Annotated in this window: 20 protein-coding genes and 1 riboswitch; of the genes, 9 read left to right on the forward strand and 11 right to left on the reverse strand. The window is 59.0% G+C overall.

Annotation, left to right across the window (positions count from 1 at the left end; genetic code table 11):
- Positions 1–144: 144 nt before the first annotated feature.
- From RHM68_RS20740 to RHM68_RS20750, 3 genes are all read left to right on the forward strand, one after another.
- Positions 145–1,110, forward strand: a complete 966-nt coding sequence (locus RHM68_RS20740) for a 2-hydroxyacid dehydrogenase (RefSeq protein ID WP_322218615.1) — start codon at positions 145–147, stop codon at positions 1,108–1,110.
- Between the two features lie 33 nt (positions 1,111–1,143).
- Positions 1,144–2,142, forward strand: a complete 999-nt coding sequence (locus RHM68_RS20745; RefSeq protein WP_322218618.1) for a class I SAM-dependent methyltransferase — start codon at positions 1,144–1,146, stop codon at positions 2,140–2,142.
- A 52-nt stretch (positions 2,143–2,194) separates the two neighbouring features.
- A riboswitch (yybP-ykoY riboswitch) is annotated at positions 2,195–2,317 on the forward strand.
- Positions 2,318–2,406: 89 nt separating this feature from the next.
- Positions 2,407–2,991 carry a TMEM165/GDT1 family protein gene (locus RHM68_RS20750; protein WP_322218622.1) on the forward strand — a complete coding sequence of 195 codons (585 nt, stop codon included), beginning with the start codon at positions 2,407–2,409 and terminating at the stop codon, positions 2,989–2,991.
- A 123-nt stretch (positions 2,992–3,114) separates the two neighbouring features.
- On the opposite strand, the gene RHM68_RS20755 is transcribed toward RHM68_RS20750, so the two are convergent.
- From RHM68_RS20755 to RHM68_RS20770, 4 genes are all read right to left on the reverse strand, one after another.
- Positions 3,115–3,933, reverse strand: a complete 819-nt coding sequence (locus tag RHM68_RS20755; protein WP_322218624.1) for a M48 family metallopeptidase — start codon at positions 3,931–3,933, stop codon at positions 3,115–3,117.
- 129 nt (positions 3,934–4,062) lie between these two features.
- Complete coding sequence (locus RHM68_RS20760; protein WP_322218627.1) at positions 4,063–4,686, reverse strand: SOS response-associated peptidase; 624 nt, start codon at positions 4,684–4,686, stop codon at positions 4,063–4,065.
- 35 nt (positions 4,687–4,721) lie between these two features.
- Positions 4,722–4,982, reverse strand: a complete 261-nt coding sequence (locus RHM68_RS20765; RefSeq protein ID WP_322218630.1) for a putative signal transducing protein — start codon at positions 4,980–4,982, stop codon at positions 4,722–4,724.
- A gap of 12 nt (positions 4,983–4,994) precedes the next feature.
- Positions 4,995–5,177: a CPXCG motif-containing cysteine-rich protein gene (locus RHM68_RS20770; protein ID WP_322218633.1), complete on the reverse strand. Its 183-nt coding sequence runs from the start codon at positions 5,175–5,177 to the stop codon at positions 4,995–4,997.
- Positions 5,178–5,316: 139 nt separating this feature from the next.
- Here RHM68_RS20770 and RHM68_RS20775 point away from each other — a divergent pair, with 139 nt between their 5' ends.
- A complete protein-coding gene (locus RHM68_RS20775) occupies positions 5,317–6,483 on the forward strand; it encodes a 1-acyl-sn-glycerol-3-phosphate acyltransferase (RefSeq protein WP_322218635.1) in 1,167 nt (388 codons plus the stop codon).
- A gap of 69 nt (positions 6,484–6,552) precedes the next feature.
- On the opposite strand, the gene RHM68_RS20780 is transcribed toward RHM68_RS20775, so the two are convergent.
- Complete coding sequence (locus tag RHM68_RS20780; protein ID WP_322218638.1) at positions 6,553–6,837, reverse strand: hypothetical protein; 285 nt, start codon at positions 6,835–6,837, stop codon at positions 6,553–6,555.
- A 194-nt stretch (positions 6,838–7,031) separates the two neighbouring features.
- Here RHM68_RS20780 and RHM68_RS20785 point away from each other — a divergent pair, with 194 nt between their 5' ends.
- Complete coding sequence (locus RHM68_RS20785) at positions 7,032–7,238, forward strand: hypothetical protein (protein WP_322218641.1); 207 nt, start codon at positions 7,032–7,034, stop codon at positions 7,236–7,238.
- Between the two features lie 214 nt (positions 7,239–7,452).
- On the opposite strand, the gene ltrA is transcribed toward RHM68_RS20785, so the two are convergent.
- Positions 7,453–8,874 carry a group II intron reverse transcriptase/maturase gene (ltrA, locus tag RHM68_RS20790; protein ID WP_322218644.1) on the reverse strand — a complete coding sequence of 474 codons (1,422 nt, stop codon included), beginning with the start codon at positions 8,872–8,874 and terminating at the stop codon, positions 7,453–7,455.
- Between the two features lie 480 nt (positions 8,875–9,354).
- Positions 9,355–9,939, reverse strand: a complete 585-nt coding sequence (locus RHM68_RS20795; RefSeq protein ID WP_322218646.1) for a YajG family lipoprotein — start codon at positions 9,937–9,939, stop codon at positions 9,355–9,357.
- Between the two features lie 201 nt (positions 9,940–10,140).
- Between RHM68_RS20795 and RHM68_RS20800 the strand changes: the two genes are divergently transcribed.
- Together RHM68_RS20800 and mqo are read left to right on the forward strand one after the other, a co-directional pair.
- Positions 10,141–10,374 carry a hypothetical protein gene (locus RHM68_RS20800; RefSeq protein ID WP_322218649.1) on the forward strand — a complete coding sequence of 78 codons (234 nt, stop codon included), beginning with the start codon at positions 10,141–10,143 and terminating at the stop codon, positions 10,372–10,374.
- Between the two features lie 735 nt (positions 10,375–11,109).
- Positions 11,110–12,618, forward strand: coding sequence for a malate dehydrogenase (quinone) (gene mqo, locus RHM68_RS20805; RefSeq protein ID WP_322218653.1), 1,509 nt, complete (start codon positions 11,110–11,112; stop codon positions 12,616–12,618).
- Between the two features lie 80 nt (positions 12,619–12,698).
- Here the strand turns inward: mqo and RHM68_RS20810 are convergent, their stop codons facing one another.
- The 3 genes from RHM68_RS20810 to RHM68_RS20820 form a co-directional block, all read right to left on the reverse strand.
- Complete coding sequence (locus tag RHM68_RS20810; protein WP_322218656.1) at positions 12,699–12,986, reverse strand: PA4642 family protein; 288 nt, start codon at positions 12,984–12,986, stop codon at positions 12,699–12,701.
- 63 nt (positions 12,987–13,049) lie between these two features.
- Positions 13,050–13,535, reverse strand: a complete 486-nt coding sequence (locus RHM68_RS20815) for a hypothetical protein (RefSeq protein WP_322218659.1) — start codon at positions 13,533–13,535, stop codon at positions 13,050–13,052.
- Between the two features lie 193 nt (positions 13,536–13,728).
- Complete coding sequence (locus RHM68_RS20820; RefSeq protein ID WP_322218662.1) at positions 13,729–14,286, reverse strand: hypoxanthine-guanine phosphoribosyltransferase; 558 nt, start codon at positions 14,284–14,286, stop codon at positions 13,729–13,731.
- A 165-nt stretch (positions 14,287–14,451) separates the two neighbouring features.
- On the opposite strand from RHM68_RS20820, the gene upp reads away from it, so the two are divergent.
- Together upp and RHM68_RS20830 are read left to right on the forward strand one after the other, a co-directional pair.
- On the forward strand, positions 14,452–15,090 hold the full coding sequence (upp, locus tag RHM68_RS20825) for a uracil phosphoribosyltransferase (protein ID WP_322218665.1): 639 nt from the start codon (positions 14,452–14,454) through the stop codon (positions 15,088–15,090).
- Between the two features lie 2 nt (positions 15,091–15,092).
- On the forward strand, positions 15,093–16,367 hold the full coding sequence (locus RHM68_RS20830; RefSeq protein WP_322218668.1) for a uracil-xanthine permease family protein: 1,275 nt from the start codon (positions 15,093–15,095) through the stop codon (positions 16,365–16,367).
- Between the two features lie 137 nt (positions 16,368–16,504).
- Here RHM68_RS20830 and hemH read toward each other — a convergent pair whose 3' ends face one another.
- Positions 16,505–17,530: a ferrochelatase gene (gene hemH / locus RHM68_RS20835; RefSeq protein WP_322218671.1), complete on the reverse strand. Its 1,026-nt coding sequence runs from the start codon at positions 17,528–17,530 to the stop codon at positions 16,505–16,507.
- Between the last annotated feature and the right edge of the window lie 2 nt (positions 17,531–17,532).

Here is a 17,532-nt window from a genome sequence, read left to right on the forward strand (position 1 = left end):
CTGAGGGCAGATCGATCAAAGTGAAATTCACCGGGCTATCGTCCCCCCAGGGCTCAGCGTCCGGCCGGGTAAGCGTAACCATTTGTTTCATCTGGTAGTCTCGGCAGGTTACGCCTTCAGTTCACCGCACAAAAGGTACAGTTGATGACGAACTCTCGACGCGCCGTTTTTCTCGATCACCCTTCCCTTGACCTCGGCGATCTGGACCTCAGTCCGTTACGCGAGTGTTTCAGTGATTTACAGCTTTTCGCACAAACCACGCCGGACCAGGTGGCCGAGCGCCTCGCCGGCGCCACCGTCGCGATCAGCAACAAAATCGTGATCGACGCCCACGCCATGGCCGCCAGCCCCGACCTGAAGTTGATCCTGATCACCGCCACCGGCACCAACAACGTCGATCTCGCCGCCGCCCGCGCTCACGCAATTACCGTGTGCAACTGCCAGGGTTACGGTACGCCCTCGGTGGCTCAGCACACGCTCATGTTGCTGCTCAACCTCGCCACGCGCCTGGCCGATTACCAGAAAGCGGTCAGCGAAGGTCGCTGGCAGCAGGCCAAACAGTTCTGCCTGCTCGATTACCCGATCGTCGAACTTGAGGGCAAAACACTCGGCCTGCTCGGTCATGGCGAACTGGGCAGCGCGGTGGCACGACTGGCCGAAGCGTTCGGCATGCGCGTGTTGCTGGGACAGATTCCGGGCCGCCCGGCCCGTGCAGAGCGCTTGCCGCTCGATGAACTGCTACCGCAAATCGACGCACTGACCTTGCACTGTCCGCTCAACGAGCACACGCGCCACTTCATCGGCGCCGGGGAGCTGGCAGCGATGAAGCGTGGCGCCTTCGTGGTCAACACCGCCCGCGGCGGCCTGATCGACGAGCAGGCCTTGGCCGATGCCTTGCGCAGCGGTCATCTGGGCGGCGCGGCGACGGATGTGCTGAGCGTCGAGCCACCGACGGCAGGCAATCCATTACTGGCCCCGGACATTCCAAGGTTGATCGTGACCCCGCACAACGCCTGGGGCAGTCGCGAGGCGCGCCAACGCATCGTCGGCCAACTGACAGAAAACGCCTTGGCTTTCTTCAACGGTAAAGCGCTGCGGGTCGTCAGTTGATAAACTGCTGCACTTTTTTTCAAGGAGCAGAATATGGATCCGCGCAGTGAAGTCCTGCTTCGTCAGGCCGATTTATTCCAGGGTTCGGTGCTGCTGGCCGGTTTGCCCGCCGACGACCTGTTAGGGAAACTGCCCAACGCTCATGGCTGGTGCTGGCACGCGGGCGATCAAGCGGCGCTGGATGCTCGCTTTGAAGGTCGCAGCCATTTCGGGGTACACGTGCCCGAGCGTGAATTCGATACCGCCGTGGTGTTTCTGCCCAAGTCCAAAGACCTCACCGATTACATCCTCAATGCCGTTGCCTCACAACTGGCCGGGCGCGAGGTGTACCTGGTGGGCGAAAAGCGCAGCGGCATCGAAGGCGCGGCCAAGCAACTGACCCCGTTCGGTAAACCGCGCAAGCTCGACAGCGCACGGCACTGCCAACTCTGGCAGGTCACCGTGGCCGAAGCGCCGCAAGCCCAGTCGCTGGAAAGCCTGGCCCAGGAATACGAATTGCCACTGGCCGAAGGCCCACTGAAAGTTATCAGCCTGCCGGGGGTGTTCAGCCACGGTCGACTGGATCGCGGCAGCGCGCTGCTGCTGGAGCACCTGGACAAGTTGCCGAGCGGTCACTTGCTGGACTTCGGTTGTGGCGCTGGCGTGTTGGGCGCAGCGGTTAAACGGCGTTACCCACACAATCAGGTGACGCTGCTCGACGTGGATGCATTTGCTGCCGCCAGCAGCCGTCTGACGCTGGCCGCCAATGGCTTGGAGGCCGAGGTGATTACCGGTGACGGGATCGACGCCGCCCCCATGGGTTTGAGCGCAATCCTAAGTAACCCGCCCTTCCATGTCGGCGTACACACCGACTACTTCGCCACTGAGAACTTGCTACGAAAAGCAGCCAAACATCTGAAAAACGGCGGCGAACTGCGTTTAGTAGCGAACAGTTTCCTGAAGTACCAACCATTGATCGAAGAGCACTTGGGCGTGTGTGCAATCAAGGCCGAAGGACAGGGTTTTCGAATCTATCGAGCCAAACGCGGCTGACCCTTATTAAAAAAAACAGAGCTTGCCCAATCGGATTTGCCTAGGCAGAATCCGCCCCGTCCTAGGGGAGTAGTCTCCCACGAGCGCCATGCTCGTCCGGCATACGTCAACATACTTGGTCAACAGACCATGGCGTATGCGACCCAAGCGTCCGCACAGACGGATCGCCAGGGTTTGACCAGACCTATGACACGAACACCTTACCCGGGGCGGGGAGGCTGTACGTGTCATAGCCGTGTCGACCCGCCCCTTAGGAAAACCCTGATGCTGGATTCTCTTCTCGTTCCTACCGCAGTCGTTGCCTTGGCCGAAATCGGCGACAAGACTCAACTGCTCGCGCTCATTCTCGCCGCTCGATTTCGCAAACCCTGGCCAATCATCGCCGGCATCCTCGTCGCGACGTTGGCCAACCATGCGGCAGCCGCTGCAGTCGGCTCCTGGTTTAGCAGTTTCTTCACGGATGTGATGCTGCACTGGATCCTGGCCGCCAGCTTCACCGCGACGGCATTGTGGACACTGGTGCCTGACAAAATGGACGATGACGAAACCAGCGCCGTCCGCAAGTACGGGCCGTTCCTGACCACACTGATCGCATTTTTCCTGGCGGAAATGGGTGACAAGACGCAAGTCGCCACGGTGATGCTCGCCGCACAATACCCGGACCTGTGGCTGGTGATCATCGGCACAACGGCCGGGATGTTGATTGCTAACGTGCCCGTGGTACTCGCCGGCAACTTTGCGGCAGACAAACTGCCGCTGACCCTGATCCGTCGTTTGGCCGCCTCGGCGTTCGTGGTCTTGGCGATTGTCGCGGTGTACAAAGCAATGCAGAGCAGTGGATGGGTTTGACGCGCTCAGTCAGTAGGACCGTGTAATCGTTCTTCGCGTGCAGGCTTGCTCCCACATTGAAATGCAATCAACTGTGGGGGCGAGCCTGTTCGCGATGAGGCCCTTACTGACGATTCAACACCATCAGGATTTAGGGGCTTGCTCGTACAGCGGCATCACCTTCGGGATCGCCGCTTGCAACGACGAAATACGACTGGCCGACGCCGGGTGGGTGCTCATGAATTCCGGAGGCGAACCTTCAGACGCCTTGCTCATCTTGTTCCACAAGGTGATCGCGGCGTTCGGGTTGTACCCGGCGCGGGCCGCCAGCTCCAGGCCTATCAGATCAGCCTCGTTTTCATTGGCCCGACTGTTAGGCAAGGTCATACCGTAGTTGGCCACGGTATCTGCCAAGGCCAGGCTGTCCTGCCCCAAACCAAGCAAAGCACCCGCCCCCTGCTTGGCCATTTCAATGCCATAGGCCTTGGACATCGCTTCACGCCCATGCTCACGCAGGGCGTGGGCGATTTCATGCCCCATGACCGCAGCGATTTCATCGTCGGTGAGTTTCAGACTGTCGATCAGCCCGGTGTAGAAAATGATTTTGCCGCCAGGACCGCAGTTGGCGTTGAGTTCGTCACTCTTGATCAGGTTGACTTCCCACTTCCATTGGGCCGAATCCGGACGAAAGTTTGGCGCCTGGGCAATCAGCCGAGTGGCGATCGCCTGGACGCGCTTGGCATCGCTGCTGGTCTTATCCAGCACACCTTGGGTATTCGCCTCGCCCACCGTCTTCTGATAGGACTGTGCGTACATTTGGTTGACCTCATCGGAGGACAACATGCTGAACATGTACTGTTTACGCTCAACGCCCACCGCGCCGGCGCTGGTGGTGTTGACCGACTGACAACCGGCGAGTAGCAAGCCTGCGCTGATTACTCCCACAACCAATGTCTTGTTCATCAAAAAAGCTCCCTGAAAACATGTCGCGTATCGTAGGGGCTCAATTGTATCGGCGCCAGAGGGTTGATCAATCCGCCCCGGGGTTGATCAAGAGGCCTGCTCGCGAAAGTCTCGGCAAAAGGCGCCCGGTCAACCCGGCGTCAAGCACTCCGGCCCATTGAGCTTCGGATCATTCACCAGATTCGCCAGCACCCGCTCGCGCAACGCCGCCGGCTCACTGGCCAACAACCCCTGCAATACATGCAACGGCGTCTCAGGATCAAGCCAAGCCGCTTGTCCTACAGCATCGAGAATCAATGGCCGGCGCTGACTCGCCGCAGGCTGCGTAATCACCGCCGTACTCAGCCACACCTGTTCCTGCACGGGATACGCTTCCCAGATCGCCGCAAAGAACAGAGCCGAGCCCTCACCCGGCGTCAGCCAGTACGGGCGCTTGCGCGTGGTGCCGCGCCATTCGTAGAAGCCGTTGGCCGGCAGCAGGCAGCGGCGCTCGCGCAAGGCCTGGCGAAACATCGGCTGCTCGGCCACGGTTTCCGCCCTGGCGTGGGCCGGCGTGCGGGACAGATCGGTCAGCCACGGCGGCGTCAACCCCCAGCGGGCACGGGCCAACGCACGCTGGCCGTCCGGGCCGGCACGCAGCATCAACACCGAATCATTGGGGGAAATATTCCACTGCGCCTGCTGATCGGCGGGAAAACCTGGCAGGGCCGCGAAGGCGGGGTTCCAGCGAAACAGGGCATAACGTCCACACATGGGGCAACACGACTCTGGATAAAACGAACGCCAGCCTAACAGACCAGCGTGCCGGGAAAACTTTCCGGTTCATCCTCCGGCATCGGCAACGCGGCATTGTAGGCCGTGATCAACTCCCGGGCGTATTGGGCCTGATCGTTGTCCACCGACAAGCCAAGTAGTCCAAAAATTGGCAGTTCGCCCGTGCCGCCGAGCAAATCACGCCCCACCAGATGGGCTTCGATACCCTCGCTGGCGAGCATGCTTTGCAGCAACTCGCCTTCCATCAGGTTTTCCGGTTCGTAGATTCGCTGCATCGGGCGCCCCCTTCATTCGTTTTCACTGAAGACTTCGAAATGCCATTCATCTCCGTGAACCTGCAACACAAACTTGATCGGTCGACAGCACACCTGGCAGTCCTCGATATACGTCTGGTCGCCACCGGACAGATCCAGAGAAGTCTCAACCTCCTCACCACAATACGGGCATTCATAAGCTGCGGTTTCCAGCATCGCGGTCTCCCAAGTGACTTGTGCGTATAATCGCCGGTCTATTTGCAGGGCTATTTTTGTCTGGGTGATTTTTCAGACCGTGCCCCGTTGGTTTTCGAACAAAACCTTTACTTACCCTAGCCGTTTCTAACAAGAGAGCATGATGGGCGAATTCGATGCCATCCGACCTTACGACGACAGCGAAGTCCCAGCGGTGCTGGCACGATTGCTCGGCGACAAGGCGTTTCTAGATATCCTCACCCACTTCCGCTTCCCGCGTTTTGCCGGTGCCTTCGGCTGGATGCTCAAACCTCTTATAGCTCATCGGCTGCGCCGTGAGTTCGCCGGCGTGACGTCGGTGGCCACATTGCAGGATAAAGTCGAGCTTTACGTCGACCACACCATCGAACGCGCCACAGACGGTGTGACCTACACCGGCGTCGAACAATTCAAGTCGGGCAGCGCTTACCTGTTCATCGCCAACCACCGTGACATCGTGATGGACCCGGCGTTCGTCAACTATGCGGTGTACCACGCTGGCCTGCCGACGCCGCGCATCGCCATTGGCGATAACCTGCTGCAAAAGCCTTTTGTCAGCGACCTGATGCGCCTGAACAAGAGCTTCATCGTCCACCGTTCGATTTCCGGTCGCCGCGAGAAAATGGCCGCTTATCAACTGCTGTCGGCGTACATCAACCACTCGATCCGCAACGATTGCGCCTCGATCTGGATCGCTCAGGCCGAAGGCCGGGCCAAGGACGGCGACGACCGCACCGAGTCGGCGATCCTCAAGATGTTCCACATGAGCCGTAAAGACGAGCCGTTCGGCGAGGTGATCCGCTCCCTGAACCTCACCCCAGTGTCGATCAGCTATGAATACGACCCCTGCGACCAGGCCAAGGCGCGAGAATTGTTCATTCGTGCAACTACCGGCACTTACACCAAAGTACCGGGCGAGGACGATGCGAGCATCGCCAAGGGCATCACCGGGTACAAGGGCCGAGTCCACGTGAACTTTGCCGCCCCCATCACCGAGCTGTTCGAAGACACCAAACTGTTGGCAATCGAAATGGACCGGCAGATACTCGGCGGCTATCGGCTGTTCCCAGTGCATTACCTGGCGTATGCCCAGTGGGCTGACGCCGACCCGCAGTTGCAGGTGCCGAACGCCGCTGACGTGTTCCCGGCGGACGAACTGGCCAAGGCGCAGCAAGAATGGCAACGCCGCTTGGACGCCTGCCCCACGGAGCATCGTCCGTTCATGGTGTTGCAGTATGCGACGCCGGTGCGTAACCAGTACCGGGTGAAGGCCGGGTTAGCGCTGTAAGCAACAAGGCCTGATACAACAACGGCGCCTTCGGGCGCCGTTTGTGTTTCGCGCGAGCACATCGGCCGATCAGAACCGAGTGCTGACCCACGACACCAGCAAGGCCACGCCCAGGCAGGCGAAACCAAAACGGTAGAAAAAACGGTTCATGCGCAGCGTTGCACCATCGAGCATCAACATCGGTTCATCGATACGTTGGTTCTGACTTCGGGCTTCGATGATGGCCAGCGCGCGCTGTTCTCGGCGACGGGTGGCATGCAGCAACCAACTGCCCGGAAAGGCCACGAGCAAGGCCAGCAGGTTGATCAACTTGGCGGGATGTTGGGTAAACAGCGAAATCAAATGCAACGACATCACGGACCTCGGGCAAAACTGCTGGCAGGCGCCGGATCGACGACCACGGCGCGAATTCTACCGAAAGCCACCTTCCCCGCCCGACTTTCCGACAAATAACGGCCCTCAACCCGATGAAATTAATTTCACGCGTCACCGGATCGTCATCTAAACCCGCCAGTCTGTTGCCCCTCGCCACCCAGACAGAGCTGACTATGCTGCACGCCGAAAACCAAGACCGCCTCTACCTCATCGCCCCTAGCGACGAACAACAAACGTTGGTCGGCAGCCTGGCGTTCAACGTTCAGGACCGTCACTGGTTGGTGTATTGCGCACTGGGAGGGCACCAACATGCGGACTTGCCCGAGACAGACTTGCTGACGGGCGTGAGCGTGCTGGACTTTTACTCGCAAGCCGCCTGACGCCGCGCTCTGCGTGAGCGAGCCTGCTCGTGATGGCGCAGTATCAGCCGAGATCCATGCTGAATGTGCCGGCCTCATCGCACGCAAGTACGGCGCCCGCAGGGTTCAGAGCTGATCGGCGTACACCCGCATAATTTCCAGGATTCGAGTAGGAGGCGGCTTCACAGCCGCCGTCCTCTCACACCACCGTACATACGGTTCCGTATACGGCGGTTCAGGTTATACGGCTAAGCCGGTTTATCGTATCCAGTATCGAGACCAGCCCGAGTCCATCCCACAGTTTCTTCGGCAGCGCCTGATTCATATGTGGCGCTCCCGAGCTCCACCATGGACCTCGACCGTTGAACGCTGATTTGCAGGCACGCGCTTCGCTGAGTCCTAAGCGCATCAAGTTGCGCGCCCTCGTAGAGGGCTGCTTCCATTGACGCCAGATGATGCAGCGAAGTTTATGCCGCACCCAGCCGTCCAGTTCCTCAAGGGGCCGCTTGCTCTGACTCAGCTTGAAGTAGCCAGCCCAACCGCGTAGTACGGGGTTTATCCGCTCGATGACGTTCGCCATCTTGTGGCCCCGCGCTCCGCGCAGCAGGTCTCTGAGTCGGTCGCGTAAACGACCCAGACTCATCGTCGCCACTCTTAGCCTCGGCTGTTGATGCCAGCTCATCCCATAACCCAGATAGTCACAGGCCCAAGGCCGTACCACACGGCTCTTTTCCCGATTCAGCGTCAGTTTCAGACGCAGGTTCAGGAAACGCTCAACACTGGCCATCACTCGCGCCCCAGCACGACGACTGCGCACATAAATGTTCGCATCATCGGCGTAGCGCACGAAGCAATGACCCCGCCGTTCCAGCTCGCGATCGAGTTCGTTGAGCAGGATGTTCGACAGCAACGGCGAGAGCGGGCCGCCTTGCGGCGTCCCTTCCTGCCGTCGACTGGCGATACCGCCTGACATCACGCCGGCCTCGAGGTAACGGCGAATGAGCCTGAGCACACGCTTGTCTTCGATTTGACGCTCTACATAAGCCATCAATACATCGTGGTTGACCCGATCAAAGAACTTCTCAAGATCAAGCTCCACACACCAGCGGTGGCCCGCCGCCACATGGGCACGGGCTGTTTCGATGGCGTGGTGAGCGCTTCTGTTTGGACGAAAGCCGTAGCTGTAGTCCGAGAACAGAGGGTCGAAGATTGGCGTGAGCTGTTGCAGCAGAGCCTGCTGGATCAGGCGATCCATCACATTGGGGATACCCAACTGACGGGTTCCGCCTTTGGGTTTTGGGATTTCGACGGCGCGCACACCTTGCGGGTGATACTCGCCGGCCAGCAGCCGCACCTTGAGGGTCGGCCAATACTGATTCACATAGTCAGCCAATTGGTCGACCGTCATGCCATCGGCACCCGGCGCACCCTTGTTGCTGACCACGCGTTGATACGCACGCTTGAGATTTGCCGGTGCAAGCACCCGCTCCATCAGCGTGTCCGGCTCCGCGCTCGTCCACGCCACAGACGCCGCCGATGCCTGCGCACTGCCAGCCGTCGCCCGCGGATTCTGTCCGGAACTTGGGGTCACAGTTCTCCCTCGGAGAAATTTCTGCTTTTCGACATTCGACGAGACTCTGACGCCTACTGGCGGCATAACCTGTTCAGCCCTTGGTGACGGGGTTATTCGTCACTTACTACGGCCTCGGCTGACTTCTGCACGCTCATCCCGTCGCCTCACGACGCTCGGTAGCACAATGGCAAACGTGCAGATCTCCCAAGGTAATTCGCGCGACCTTCCTGCTTATGCCTGTCGGATCTACGTCGTAGCGTTCCGTGCAAGTATCGGGCTTTGGTAATCATGGCCACCTTACCCCGCTACGCCGCCTCATCCGCTTCCTGTTCGTCAGGCCAGCATTTTGCCTAAGGCTTCCTTCAGATTCGCAGTCACCCGCGACACCCTTGCCTTCGGCTAACACTTCCCCTTGCCGGGTGTGTAGAGGACTTGCACCTCCAAGTCACCAGCGTGGCCACCACAGCCAAACTGGTTGCGCTTGCGCGCAACGCGCCATGCCTGGCGCACCATGAAAAAGCCCAGCCCCTTACAGGGCCGGGCTTTTTTTAAGCTAGCGAAACGTTACTCGCCGAGCATCTGACCCACAGTCGGGTCTTTGAACACACGGGTCAACGCATCACTCAGCACATCACCGACCAGTTTGGTGTTGGTTTCCTGGTTCGGCGCCACGCCAAATCGCTGATCCAGCGACGCACCGTAACGACCGCTGTAACGACGATTGGCATTCTGCACGTCCGAGCGGAACGTCGCGGCAATGGTCGCCTCGGTCACAAACATGCCCTCTTTAGGCGACTGATACTTCAGTTCGGCCAGGGTCACAGTCAATTGCGGCGCATTCATGCCGTTGGACACGGGGGTAAAACCCAGCAGACGCACAGCCGCCTCAGCCTGAGCCTGCAACTTCGGCAGAATCTGCGCGCCCTGCACGGTGATCGCGCTGGTCTCAGGGTACAGACCGCCACGGGTCCCCAGAGTTGGCGATGGACGACCGTCTACCACTCGAACCACGACCTGCTGGCCATGCCCGACCGCTGCAAACTGAGTCGTCAGCTTCGGTTCCGGACTCAGTTGTTGCGGGCTGTGGGCGCAGCCAGCCAGGGTCAAAGCGCTCACAGTGATCAAACCGAACAACAGGCGTTGCAACATGCTCTTCTCTCCAGAATCAGGCACAAGGCCCGCAGTATAACGGCGCGCCACCTTGGGTAACTAGCGTCCTGCAATGATTACCGAAATCTCTGACAAACCCTTCAGCCGCCGGTTCCTGTCATCTATCTGTCACACAACCTAAACACCTACGTCACGCCTCACTGGCAACCTTTAGCGCAGTCACCCCACAGGTCATTCGCCATGCGCTATCTCATCTCGCTGTTTGCTCCACGCCCGCTGCACCGTAGCTTTGCCTTGCTCGACCGCAACGGCCACTGCCAGGCATTCAAGCAGTGCAGCCTGCAACCCATGGGCGATGGCTGGGTCGAAATCGATGAAATTCGCCTCAATTGGCTGCACCAGCCGCTGCCCGCCAGCGCCCGTATCGCCCAGCCCCAGCCACGCGCGCGCACACAGCAACTGTTGACCATCTGACCGAGCGCCTAATAAAAGTCATTAAACACGACCATTTCCCCGCGTTTCTTCGCTACAATCTCCCCCCGATTATAAGGACGTCTCCTGATCGGGCCCCGCTGCATCGTCAATGCGCTTGTATTGACACTCAACACCGCCCACAGAGAGCCGCCCACACAGATCGAGTGAAGCTGGTGCGCTTGCTGTTTCCTGAGCAAAACCCCACTTTTCGCGAATCTGCAGAGCTGTCATTACGCTCGGTTACTGAGCTGTTTGCCCGTTTTGCCTGCCATGTATCCCAAGGCGGCAATCATCTGGGCACAGTGCCAGGCTGGGGCAGCCCTTTTTTGAGGTTCACGTCTTCAAAAGAGCGTGAAAAAACGGGTTTTCACAACTTCACAAGAGTGTGGCGAGCAAATGAATAGTTTTGCGTCTGAACATGCACCATTAGCGTCTGAAACAGCCCAACGACACAGGACCGAGTACGCCTCGAACACCGGAGCCTGAAGCCTGTCCGCTACGGATTTGGTTGCACAAACGGATGTCTCGGCCATAAGTCGAATTGCCAGCCGTGTGCTGAAATGAGTTCATATCACTCATAGGCCCGGCCGGTAGCGTCCGTCGAAGTTGCGAAAAATTGCGAAGATTCGGACATGGTGATCCTGGCCATGGATACCTGGGGCATCACTGACTCGCCCCGGAACGCCTGGCAGCTATGCCGACAATTTGGTGCTGAAGATTTTGGAGACGCGTTAAATGGCGCATAACGAAGCAGTCGACGTAGTACTGGTTGGGGCCGGCATCATGAGTGCCACCCTCGCTGTACTGCTCAAAGAGCTCGACCCCGCGATCAAGCTGGAGGTCGTCGAACTGATGGACTCCGGTGCCGCGGAGAGTTCCAACCCGTGGAACAATGCCGGCACCGGTCACGCAGGGCTGTGTGAGCTCAATTACACACCGCAGGCTACCGACGGCACCGTCGACATCAAGAAAGCCGTACACATCAACACCCAGTTCGAGGTGTCGAAGCAGTTCTGGTCGTACCTGACCAAGAAAAGCACCTTCGGCTCGTGCAAATCGTTTATCAGCCCGGTACCGCACCTGAGCTTCGTGCAGGGCGACCAAGGCGTGTCCTTCCTCAAGTCACGCTTCAACGTGCTGAGCAAACACCACGCTTTCTCGGACATGGAATACACCGAAGACAAGGCGAAAATGGCGGACTGGATGCCATTGATGATGCCTGGCCGGCCGGCCGATGAAGTCATCGCCGCCACTCGAGTGATGAATGGCACCGACGTCAACTTCGGCGCCCTGACCAATCAACTGCTCAAGCACCTGACCAGCGCACCCGATGCCCAGGTCAAGTATTGCAAGCGTGTAACAGGTCTCAAGCGCAACGCCCATGGCTGGACCGTCAGCATCAAGGACGTCAACAACGGTAACACCCGTGAAGTCGACGCCAAATTCGTCTTCCTCGGCGCTGGCGGTGCGGCACTGCCGCTGCTGCAAGCCTCGGGCATCGAAGAAAGCAAAGGCTTCGGCGGCTTCCCGATCAGTGGTCAATGGCTGCGTTGCGACAACCCCGACGTGGTCAAACATCACCAGGCCAAGGTTTACAGCCAGGCAGCGGTCGGTTCGCCGCCGATGTCGGTGCCGCACCTGGACACCCGCGTGGTGGATGGGCAGAAGTCCCTGTTGTTCGGGCCATACGCCGGTTTCACCACCAAGTTCCTCAAGCATGGTTCGTTCATGGACCTGCCGCTGTCGGTTCGCGCCGGCAACATAGGACCGATGCTGGCCGTGGCGAAAAACAACATGGACCTGACCAAGTACCTGGTCAGTGAAGTGATGCAGTCGATGGAACAGCGCCTTGAGTCGCTGCGCCGCTTTTACCCGCAAGCGAAAGCTGAAGACTGGCGCCTGGAAGTGGCCGGACAACGGGTACAGATCATCAAGAAAGATCCGAAAAAGGGCGGCGTTTTGCAGTTTGGCACCGAACTGGTCGCGGCCAAGGACGGTTCTCTTGCCGCACTGCTCGGCGCTTCGCCAGGTGCCTCGGTGACGGTTTCGATCATGCTGGAACTGATCGAAAAATGTTTCCCGGCCAAAGCAGCCGGCGAATGGGCAAGCAAACTGGCAGAAATTTTCCCGGCGAGGGAAAAGACTCTGGAAACTGACGCGGCGCTGTATCGCAAGATCAACGCGCACAACAACGTCGCGCTGGAACTGGTTGCAGCCAGTAACGAGACCGAAAGCTACGCCTGATTCGGTCGTCATAAAAAACGCCCCGCCCTCATTGTGAGTTTCACATTGAGAACGGGGCGTTTTTTTAGCTGGGGATAACCTTAACCGCGAGCCTTGGCAATCAGCTCGATGTACTCGGGCGCGTTCCGCTGATCCTTGATCACCGCGACGAAGTCATTACCGTGTTCATCCTTGCCATCGAGGTCATACCCGGCCTCAACGAAAAACGTCAGGAAGCGTTCGAAGTCATCGACACGCAGACCGCGATAAGCCTTGATCAGTTTGTGCAGCGACGGCGAAGTGGCGTCGACTGGCTCGAAGTCGAGGAACAGCTTGATCTGCGCATCGCCGATCTCGTCACCAATCAGTTGTTTCTTATCTTTACGCATTGCCGACTCCAGCTCGCAGACATTTCACGGGGCAGGCAGTTTACCCCTGCCTTGGCGCCAGGCTCAACGCGCACGCACAGTGCCCGTGTGCAGATCCGCCCAGACATGGCCGTTGGCGTAGCTAAGGAACTGGCAATACACCGTGTCGTTGCGCAGCAAATCAATCACTGCGCGGTACTGGGCCAGTGGGTAGTAAAGCGTCAGGGTTCTACTCGGTTCATCGTAGATTGGCTTTTTCAGGCTTTTGCTTTCGCCATCAAAGTTGACCAGCACTTGATTGATGCTCGCGCCCTTGTTCAAGGACTTGCCCTTGAGCCGGATCAGTAGCGGTGACGTCACCGGAATCGGCTGTTGAGTGGATTGGCGCTGGCTGCCCGCCACCACCGAATACTCGGTGACCTGCAACAGTTGTTGTTGCTCAGGTTCGGCGTTACGCAGGGCCAATTCGTCCGCCGGCAAAAACTGCGCATGCATCGGTGCCGCAGCGGCCGCCTGAGGCAGACTGAGGGCCAGCAACAGGACGGCGCAAGGGTGGATCAAACGGCTCATGACAGTCTCCGAAATCAGCAGCTGACGCTTCGGCCGCAGGCATCACCAAAACAATCAACGAATGGCGCGCAGCACAGGACCAGGATTCAAAGACGAATAACCCAATGTGCTCGTGATAGTGGTGTTTGCTGACATCAGTTAATGCCAGACCACCCTCTCGAGCAGGCTCATACAGGTGCTATGTGGCTGGGAATCACATGCCTTTAACGGCAAAAATCCCGTTGGCGTTACGCCAGTAGCCTTTGTAATCCATGCCGTAGCCGAAGATGTAACGGTCGATGCAAGGCAGACCGACGAAATCGGCTTTAAGGTCTGGACGAGCCTTGCGGTCGTGGTCCTTGTCGATCAGCACGGCGGTATGCACCTTGCGCGCACCGGCGTGTTTGCAGAAATCGATGATCGCGCCAAGGGTGTGACCTTCGTCGAGGATGTCGTCGATGATCAGCACATCACGGTCGATGAACGAGACTTCCGGCTTGGCTTTCCAGAACAGGTCGCCGCCGCTGGTTTCATTGCGATAGCGGGTGGCGTGCAGGTAGGACGCTTCCAGCGGGAAATTCAGATACGTCAGCAGCTTGCCGGAGAAAATCAGCCCGCCGTTCATCACGCAGAACACCACCGGGTTGCTGTCAGCCAGCTGTTCATTGATGTGCGCACCGACGCGGGCGATGGCCGCCTCGACTTCAGCTTCGGTGTACAGGCAGTCAGCCTCTCGCATGATTTGACGGATATGCTCGAGATCAGCGGACATGGCGCTCTCCAAGTGGGTGGCGGATTCGGAAAAGCGGGCAAAGGTACGCATCCCGCACGGCCAGATCAAGCGTTTGTGGACTAACGTACTGTATGTCTATAGGACAACACCCTCGGATAGATTAATCTAGGCCGGTTTTTTTGCCCGCCGCCGGAGCCTTTCCCCATGCCCATCCGTGAGATCCGCCATCCGCTGATCCGTCATAAACTTGGCCTTATGCGCCGCGCCGACATTAGCACGAAGAATTTCCGTGAGCTCGCTCAGGAAGTCGGTGCCCTGCTGACCTATGAAGCCACCAAAGACCTGCCGCTGGAAACCTACGATATCGAAGGTTGGTGCGGCACCGTGTCGGTCGAGAAAATTGCCGGCAAGAAAATCACCGTAGTGCCGATCCTGCGTGCGGGCATCGGCATGCTCGAAGGCGTACTGAGCCTGATACCTGGCGCCAAAGTCAGCGCCGTCGGTGTGGCCCGCAACGAACAAACGTTGCAGGCTCACACCTACCTGGAAAAACTGGTCCCGGAAATCAACGAACGCCTGGCGATGATCATCGACCCGATGCTCGCGACCGGCAGTTCCATGGTTGCCACCATCGACCTGCTGAAGAAAGCTGGCTGCCGTGACATCCGCGCCATGGTGCTGGTGGCGGCGCCCGAAGGCATCGCCGCCGTCGAGAAGGCTCACCCCGACGTGATCATCTACACCGCGTCCATCGACGAAAAACTCAACGAACATGGTTACATCATCCCGGGCCTGGGCGATGCCGGTGACAAAATCTTCGGCACCAAGCAGAAGGACGCTTGAGCATGCAGGATGAGTTCAACGATCCGCTCTGGCGCACCGTGCTGTCGGGCGCGCAGATGCTGTTCGTGGCTTTCGGCGCCTTGGTGTTGATGCCGCTGATTACCGGCCTGGACCCAAACGTGGCGCTGTTCACGGCAGGACTGGGGACGATCCTGTTCCAGATCGTGACCGGGCGTCAGGTGCCGGTGTTCCTGGCGTCGAGCTTTGCGTTCATCACTCCGATCATTCTCGCCAAGGGCCAATTCGGCCTCGCGGCGACCATGGGCGGCGTGATGGCAGCAGGTTTCGTCTACACCTTCCTCGGCCTGACCGTGAAGATCAAAGGCACCGGGTTCATTGACCGTCTGCTGCCACCGGTCGTGATTGGTCCGGTGATCATCTCCATCGGCCTCGCCATGGCGCCGATTGCCGCCAACATGGCAATGGGCAAAGCGGGCGACGGCGCCGAATTGATTCATTACCAGACGGCGATGCTGATCTCGATGCCGGCGTTGCTGACCACGCTGATCGTCGCGGTGTTCGGCAAAGGCATTTTTCGCCTGGTGCCCATCATCTCCGGGGTACTGGTAGGTTTTGCCATGGCGTTCTACTTCGGCGTCGTTGATACCGCGAAGATTGCCGCCGCGCCCTGGTTTGCGATTCCGCACTTCACCGCACCGGAGTTCAACTGGCAGGCGATTCTGTTCATTGTCCCCGTCGCGCTCGCGCCGGCCATCGAACACATTGGTGGCGTGATTGCTGTCGGTAGCGTGACCGGCCGCGATTACCTGAAAAAACCGGGCCTGCACCGCACGCTGTTCGGCGACGGAATTGCCACCACCGCCGCCGGTCTGTTGGGCGGACCGCCCAACACCACCTACGCCGAAGTGACGGGCGCAGTGATGCTGACCAAAAACTACAACCCGAAAATAATGACCTGGGCGGCGATTTTCGCCATCAGCCTGGCATTCGTAGGCAAGTTCGGCGCGCTGTTGCAGAGCATTCCGGTGCCGGTGATGGGCGGCATTCTGTGCCTGCTGTTCGGTTCGATTGCGGCAGTGGGCATGAACACGCTGATTCGCCATAAAATTGACCTCGGCGAGGCGCGCAACCTGGTGATTGTTTCGGTGACACTGGTGTTCGGTATTGGTGGCGTACTGATCGGCACCGGCACCGGCCCAGACGACTTCGGCCTCAAAGGCATCGCGCTGTGCGCGGTGGTAGCGATTGGCTTGAATCTGCTGCTGCCAGGCAATGACAGCTGGAAGCACAAGAAGGCGGATGATTCGCTGTTGTAAGCAGACGCGGAATTGATCCTCGCCTGAAAAATGCCATCGCGGGCAAGCCCGCTCCTACCTTTAATTTCGGACGCTCTCCACGAGTGTGCCCATAGAAGATCAGTGTAGGAGCGCGCGTGCCCGCGACGCTTTGGACGTTACAACGCCAGCGGTGCTCTCTCGCACAAAATGTTCAACGCCTTCGCCCACTGCGGCTCATCGTTGAGGCAAGGCACCAGCACCAACTCCTCGCCACCCGCCTCGCGGAACTGTTCGAGTCCACGATCGCCGATTTCTTCCAGGGTTTCGATGCAATCGGCGACGAACGCCGGGCACATCACCAGGAGCTTCTTCACCCCGCTTTTGGCCAACTCATCGAGGCGTGCTTCGGTGTAGGGTTCGATCCACTTGGCCCGCCCCAGTCGCGACTGAAACGACACCGACCACTTGCCATCCGCCAAGCCCATGCGCTTGGCAAATTCGGACGCGGTGCGCAGGCACTGCGCGCGATAGCACGTCGCCAATACGGCCGGCGAAGCATTCTTGCAGCAATCTTGATTCTTGAAGCAGTGCTGGCCGGTCGGATCGAGCTTGGTCAGGTGCCGCTCCGGTAAACCATGAAAGCTCAGCAACAGGTGATCGTGAGGTTGTTCCAGATACGGCTTGGCGCTGGTCACCAGCGCGTCGAGGTATTCCGGCTGATCGTAGAACGGCTGGAGAATCGAAAACTGCACATCGAGTTTGTTGTCTCGAACCACCCGCTGGGCTTCCTCAATCACCGTGGTCACGGTGCTGTCGGCAAACTGCGGATAAAGCGGCGCCAAGGTGACTTTCTTATGACCTTGAGCAGCCAGACGCAACAGCGTCGATTCAATGGACGGTTCGCCGTAGCGCATCGCCAGCTCCACTGGGCCTTGGGTCCACTGGGCGGTCATGGCCTGTTTCAAGCGCTGGCTGAGGACTACCAGCGGCGAACCCTCCTCCCACCAAATCGATGCGTAGGCGTGCGCAGACTGCTCCGGGCGCTTGAACAGGATGAGCGACACCAGCAAGCGGCGCACCGGCCACGGCACGTCGATTACATAGGGATCCATCAAAAATTGATTGAGGTAACTGCGCACATCGGCCACCGACGTGGAGGCAGGCGAGCCCAGGTTGACCAGAAGCAACGCGTGATCGGTCATGC

The organism is Pseudomonas sp. DC1.2, from assembly GCF_034351645.1.
Lineage (GTDB): Bacteria > Pseudomonadota > Gammaproteobacteria > Pseudomonadales > Pseudomonadaceae > Aquipseudomonas.

Coding starts and splice junctions, on each gene's coding strand:
- RHM68_RS20740 (WP_322218615.1), top strand. CDS start 145: ATGACGAACTCTCGACGCGCCGTTTTTCTCGATCACCCTTCCCTTGAC.
- RHM68_RS20745 (WP_322218618.1), top strand. CDS start 1,144: ATGGATCCGCGCAGTGAAGTCCTGCTTCGTCAGGCCGATTTATTCCAG.
- RHM68_RS20750 (WP_322218622.1), top strand. CDS start 2,407: ATGCTGGATTCTCTTCTCGTTCCTACCGCAGTCGTTGCCTTGGCCGAA.
- RHM68_RS20755 (WP_322218624.1), bottom strand. CDS start 3,933: ATGAACAAGACATTGGTTGTGGGAGTAATCAGCGCAGGCTTGCTACTC.
- RHM68_RS20760 (WP_322218627.1), bottom strand. CDS start 4,686: ATGTGTGGACGTTATGCCCTGTTTCGCTGGAACCCCGCCTTCGCGGCC.
- RHM68_RS20765 (WP_322218630.1), bottom strand. CDS start 4,982: ATGCAGCGAATCTACGAACCGGAAAACCTGATGGAAGGCGAGTTGCTG.
- RHM68_RS20770 (WP_322218633.1), bottom strand. CDS start 5,177: ATGCTGGAAACCGCAGCTTATGAATGCCCGTATTGTGGTGAGGAGGTT.
- RHM68_RS20775 (WP_322218635.1), top strand. CDS start 5,317: ATGATGGGCGAATTCGATGCCATCCGACCTTACGACGACAGCGAAGTC.
- RHM68_RS20780 (WP_322218638.1), bottom strand. CDS start 6,837: ATGTCGTTGCATTTGATTTCGCTGTTTACCCAACATCCCGCCAAGTTG.
- RHM68_RS20785 (WP_322218641.1), top strand. CDS start 7,032: ATGCTGCACGCCGAAAACCAAGACCGCCTCTACCTCATCGCCCCTAGC.
- ltrA (WP_322218644.1), bottom strand. CDS start 8,874: ATGCCGCCAGTAGGCGTCAGAGTCTCGTCGAATGTCGAAAAGCAGAAA.
- RHM68_RS20795 (WP_322218646.1), bottom strand. CDS start 9,939: ATGTTGCAACGCCTGTTGTTCGGTTTGATCACTGTGAGCGCTTTGACC.
- RHM68_RS20800 (WP_322218649.1), top strand. CDS start 10,141: ATGCGCTATCTCATCTCGCTGTTTGCTCCACGCCCGCTGCACCGTAGC.
- mqo (WP_322218653.1), top strand. CDS start 11,110: ATGGCGCATAACGAAGCAGTCGACGTAGTACTGGTTGGGGCCGGCATC.
- RHM68_RS20810 (WP_322218656.1), bottom strand. CDS start 12,986: ATGCGTAAAGATAAGAAACAACTGATTGGTGACGAGATCGGCGATGCG.
- RHM68_RS20815 (WP_322218659.1), bottom strand. CDS start 13,535: ATGAGCCGTTTGATCCACCCTTGCGCCGTCCTGTTGCTGGCCCTCAGT.
- RHM68_RS20820 (WP_322218662.1), bottom strand. CDS start 14,286: ATGTCCGCTGATCTCGAGCATATCCGTCAAATCATGCGAGAGGCTGAC.
- upp (WP_322218665.1), top strand. CDS start 14,452: ATGCCCATCCGTGAGATCCGCCATCCGCTGATCCGTCATAAACTTGGC.
- RHM68_RS20830 (WP_322218668.1), top strand. CDS start 15,093: ATGCAGGATGAGTTCAACGATCCGCTCTGGCGCACCGTGCTGTCGGGC.
- hemH (WP_322218671.1), bottom strand. CDS start 17,530: ATGACCGATCACGCGTTGCTTCTGGTCAACCTGGGCTCGCCTGCCTCC.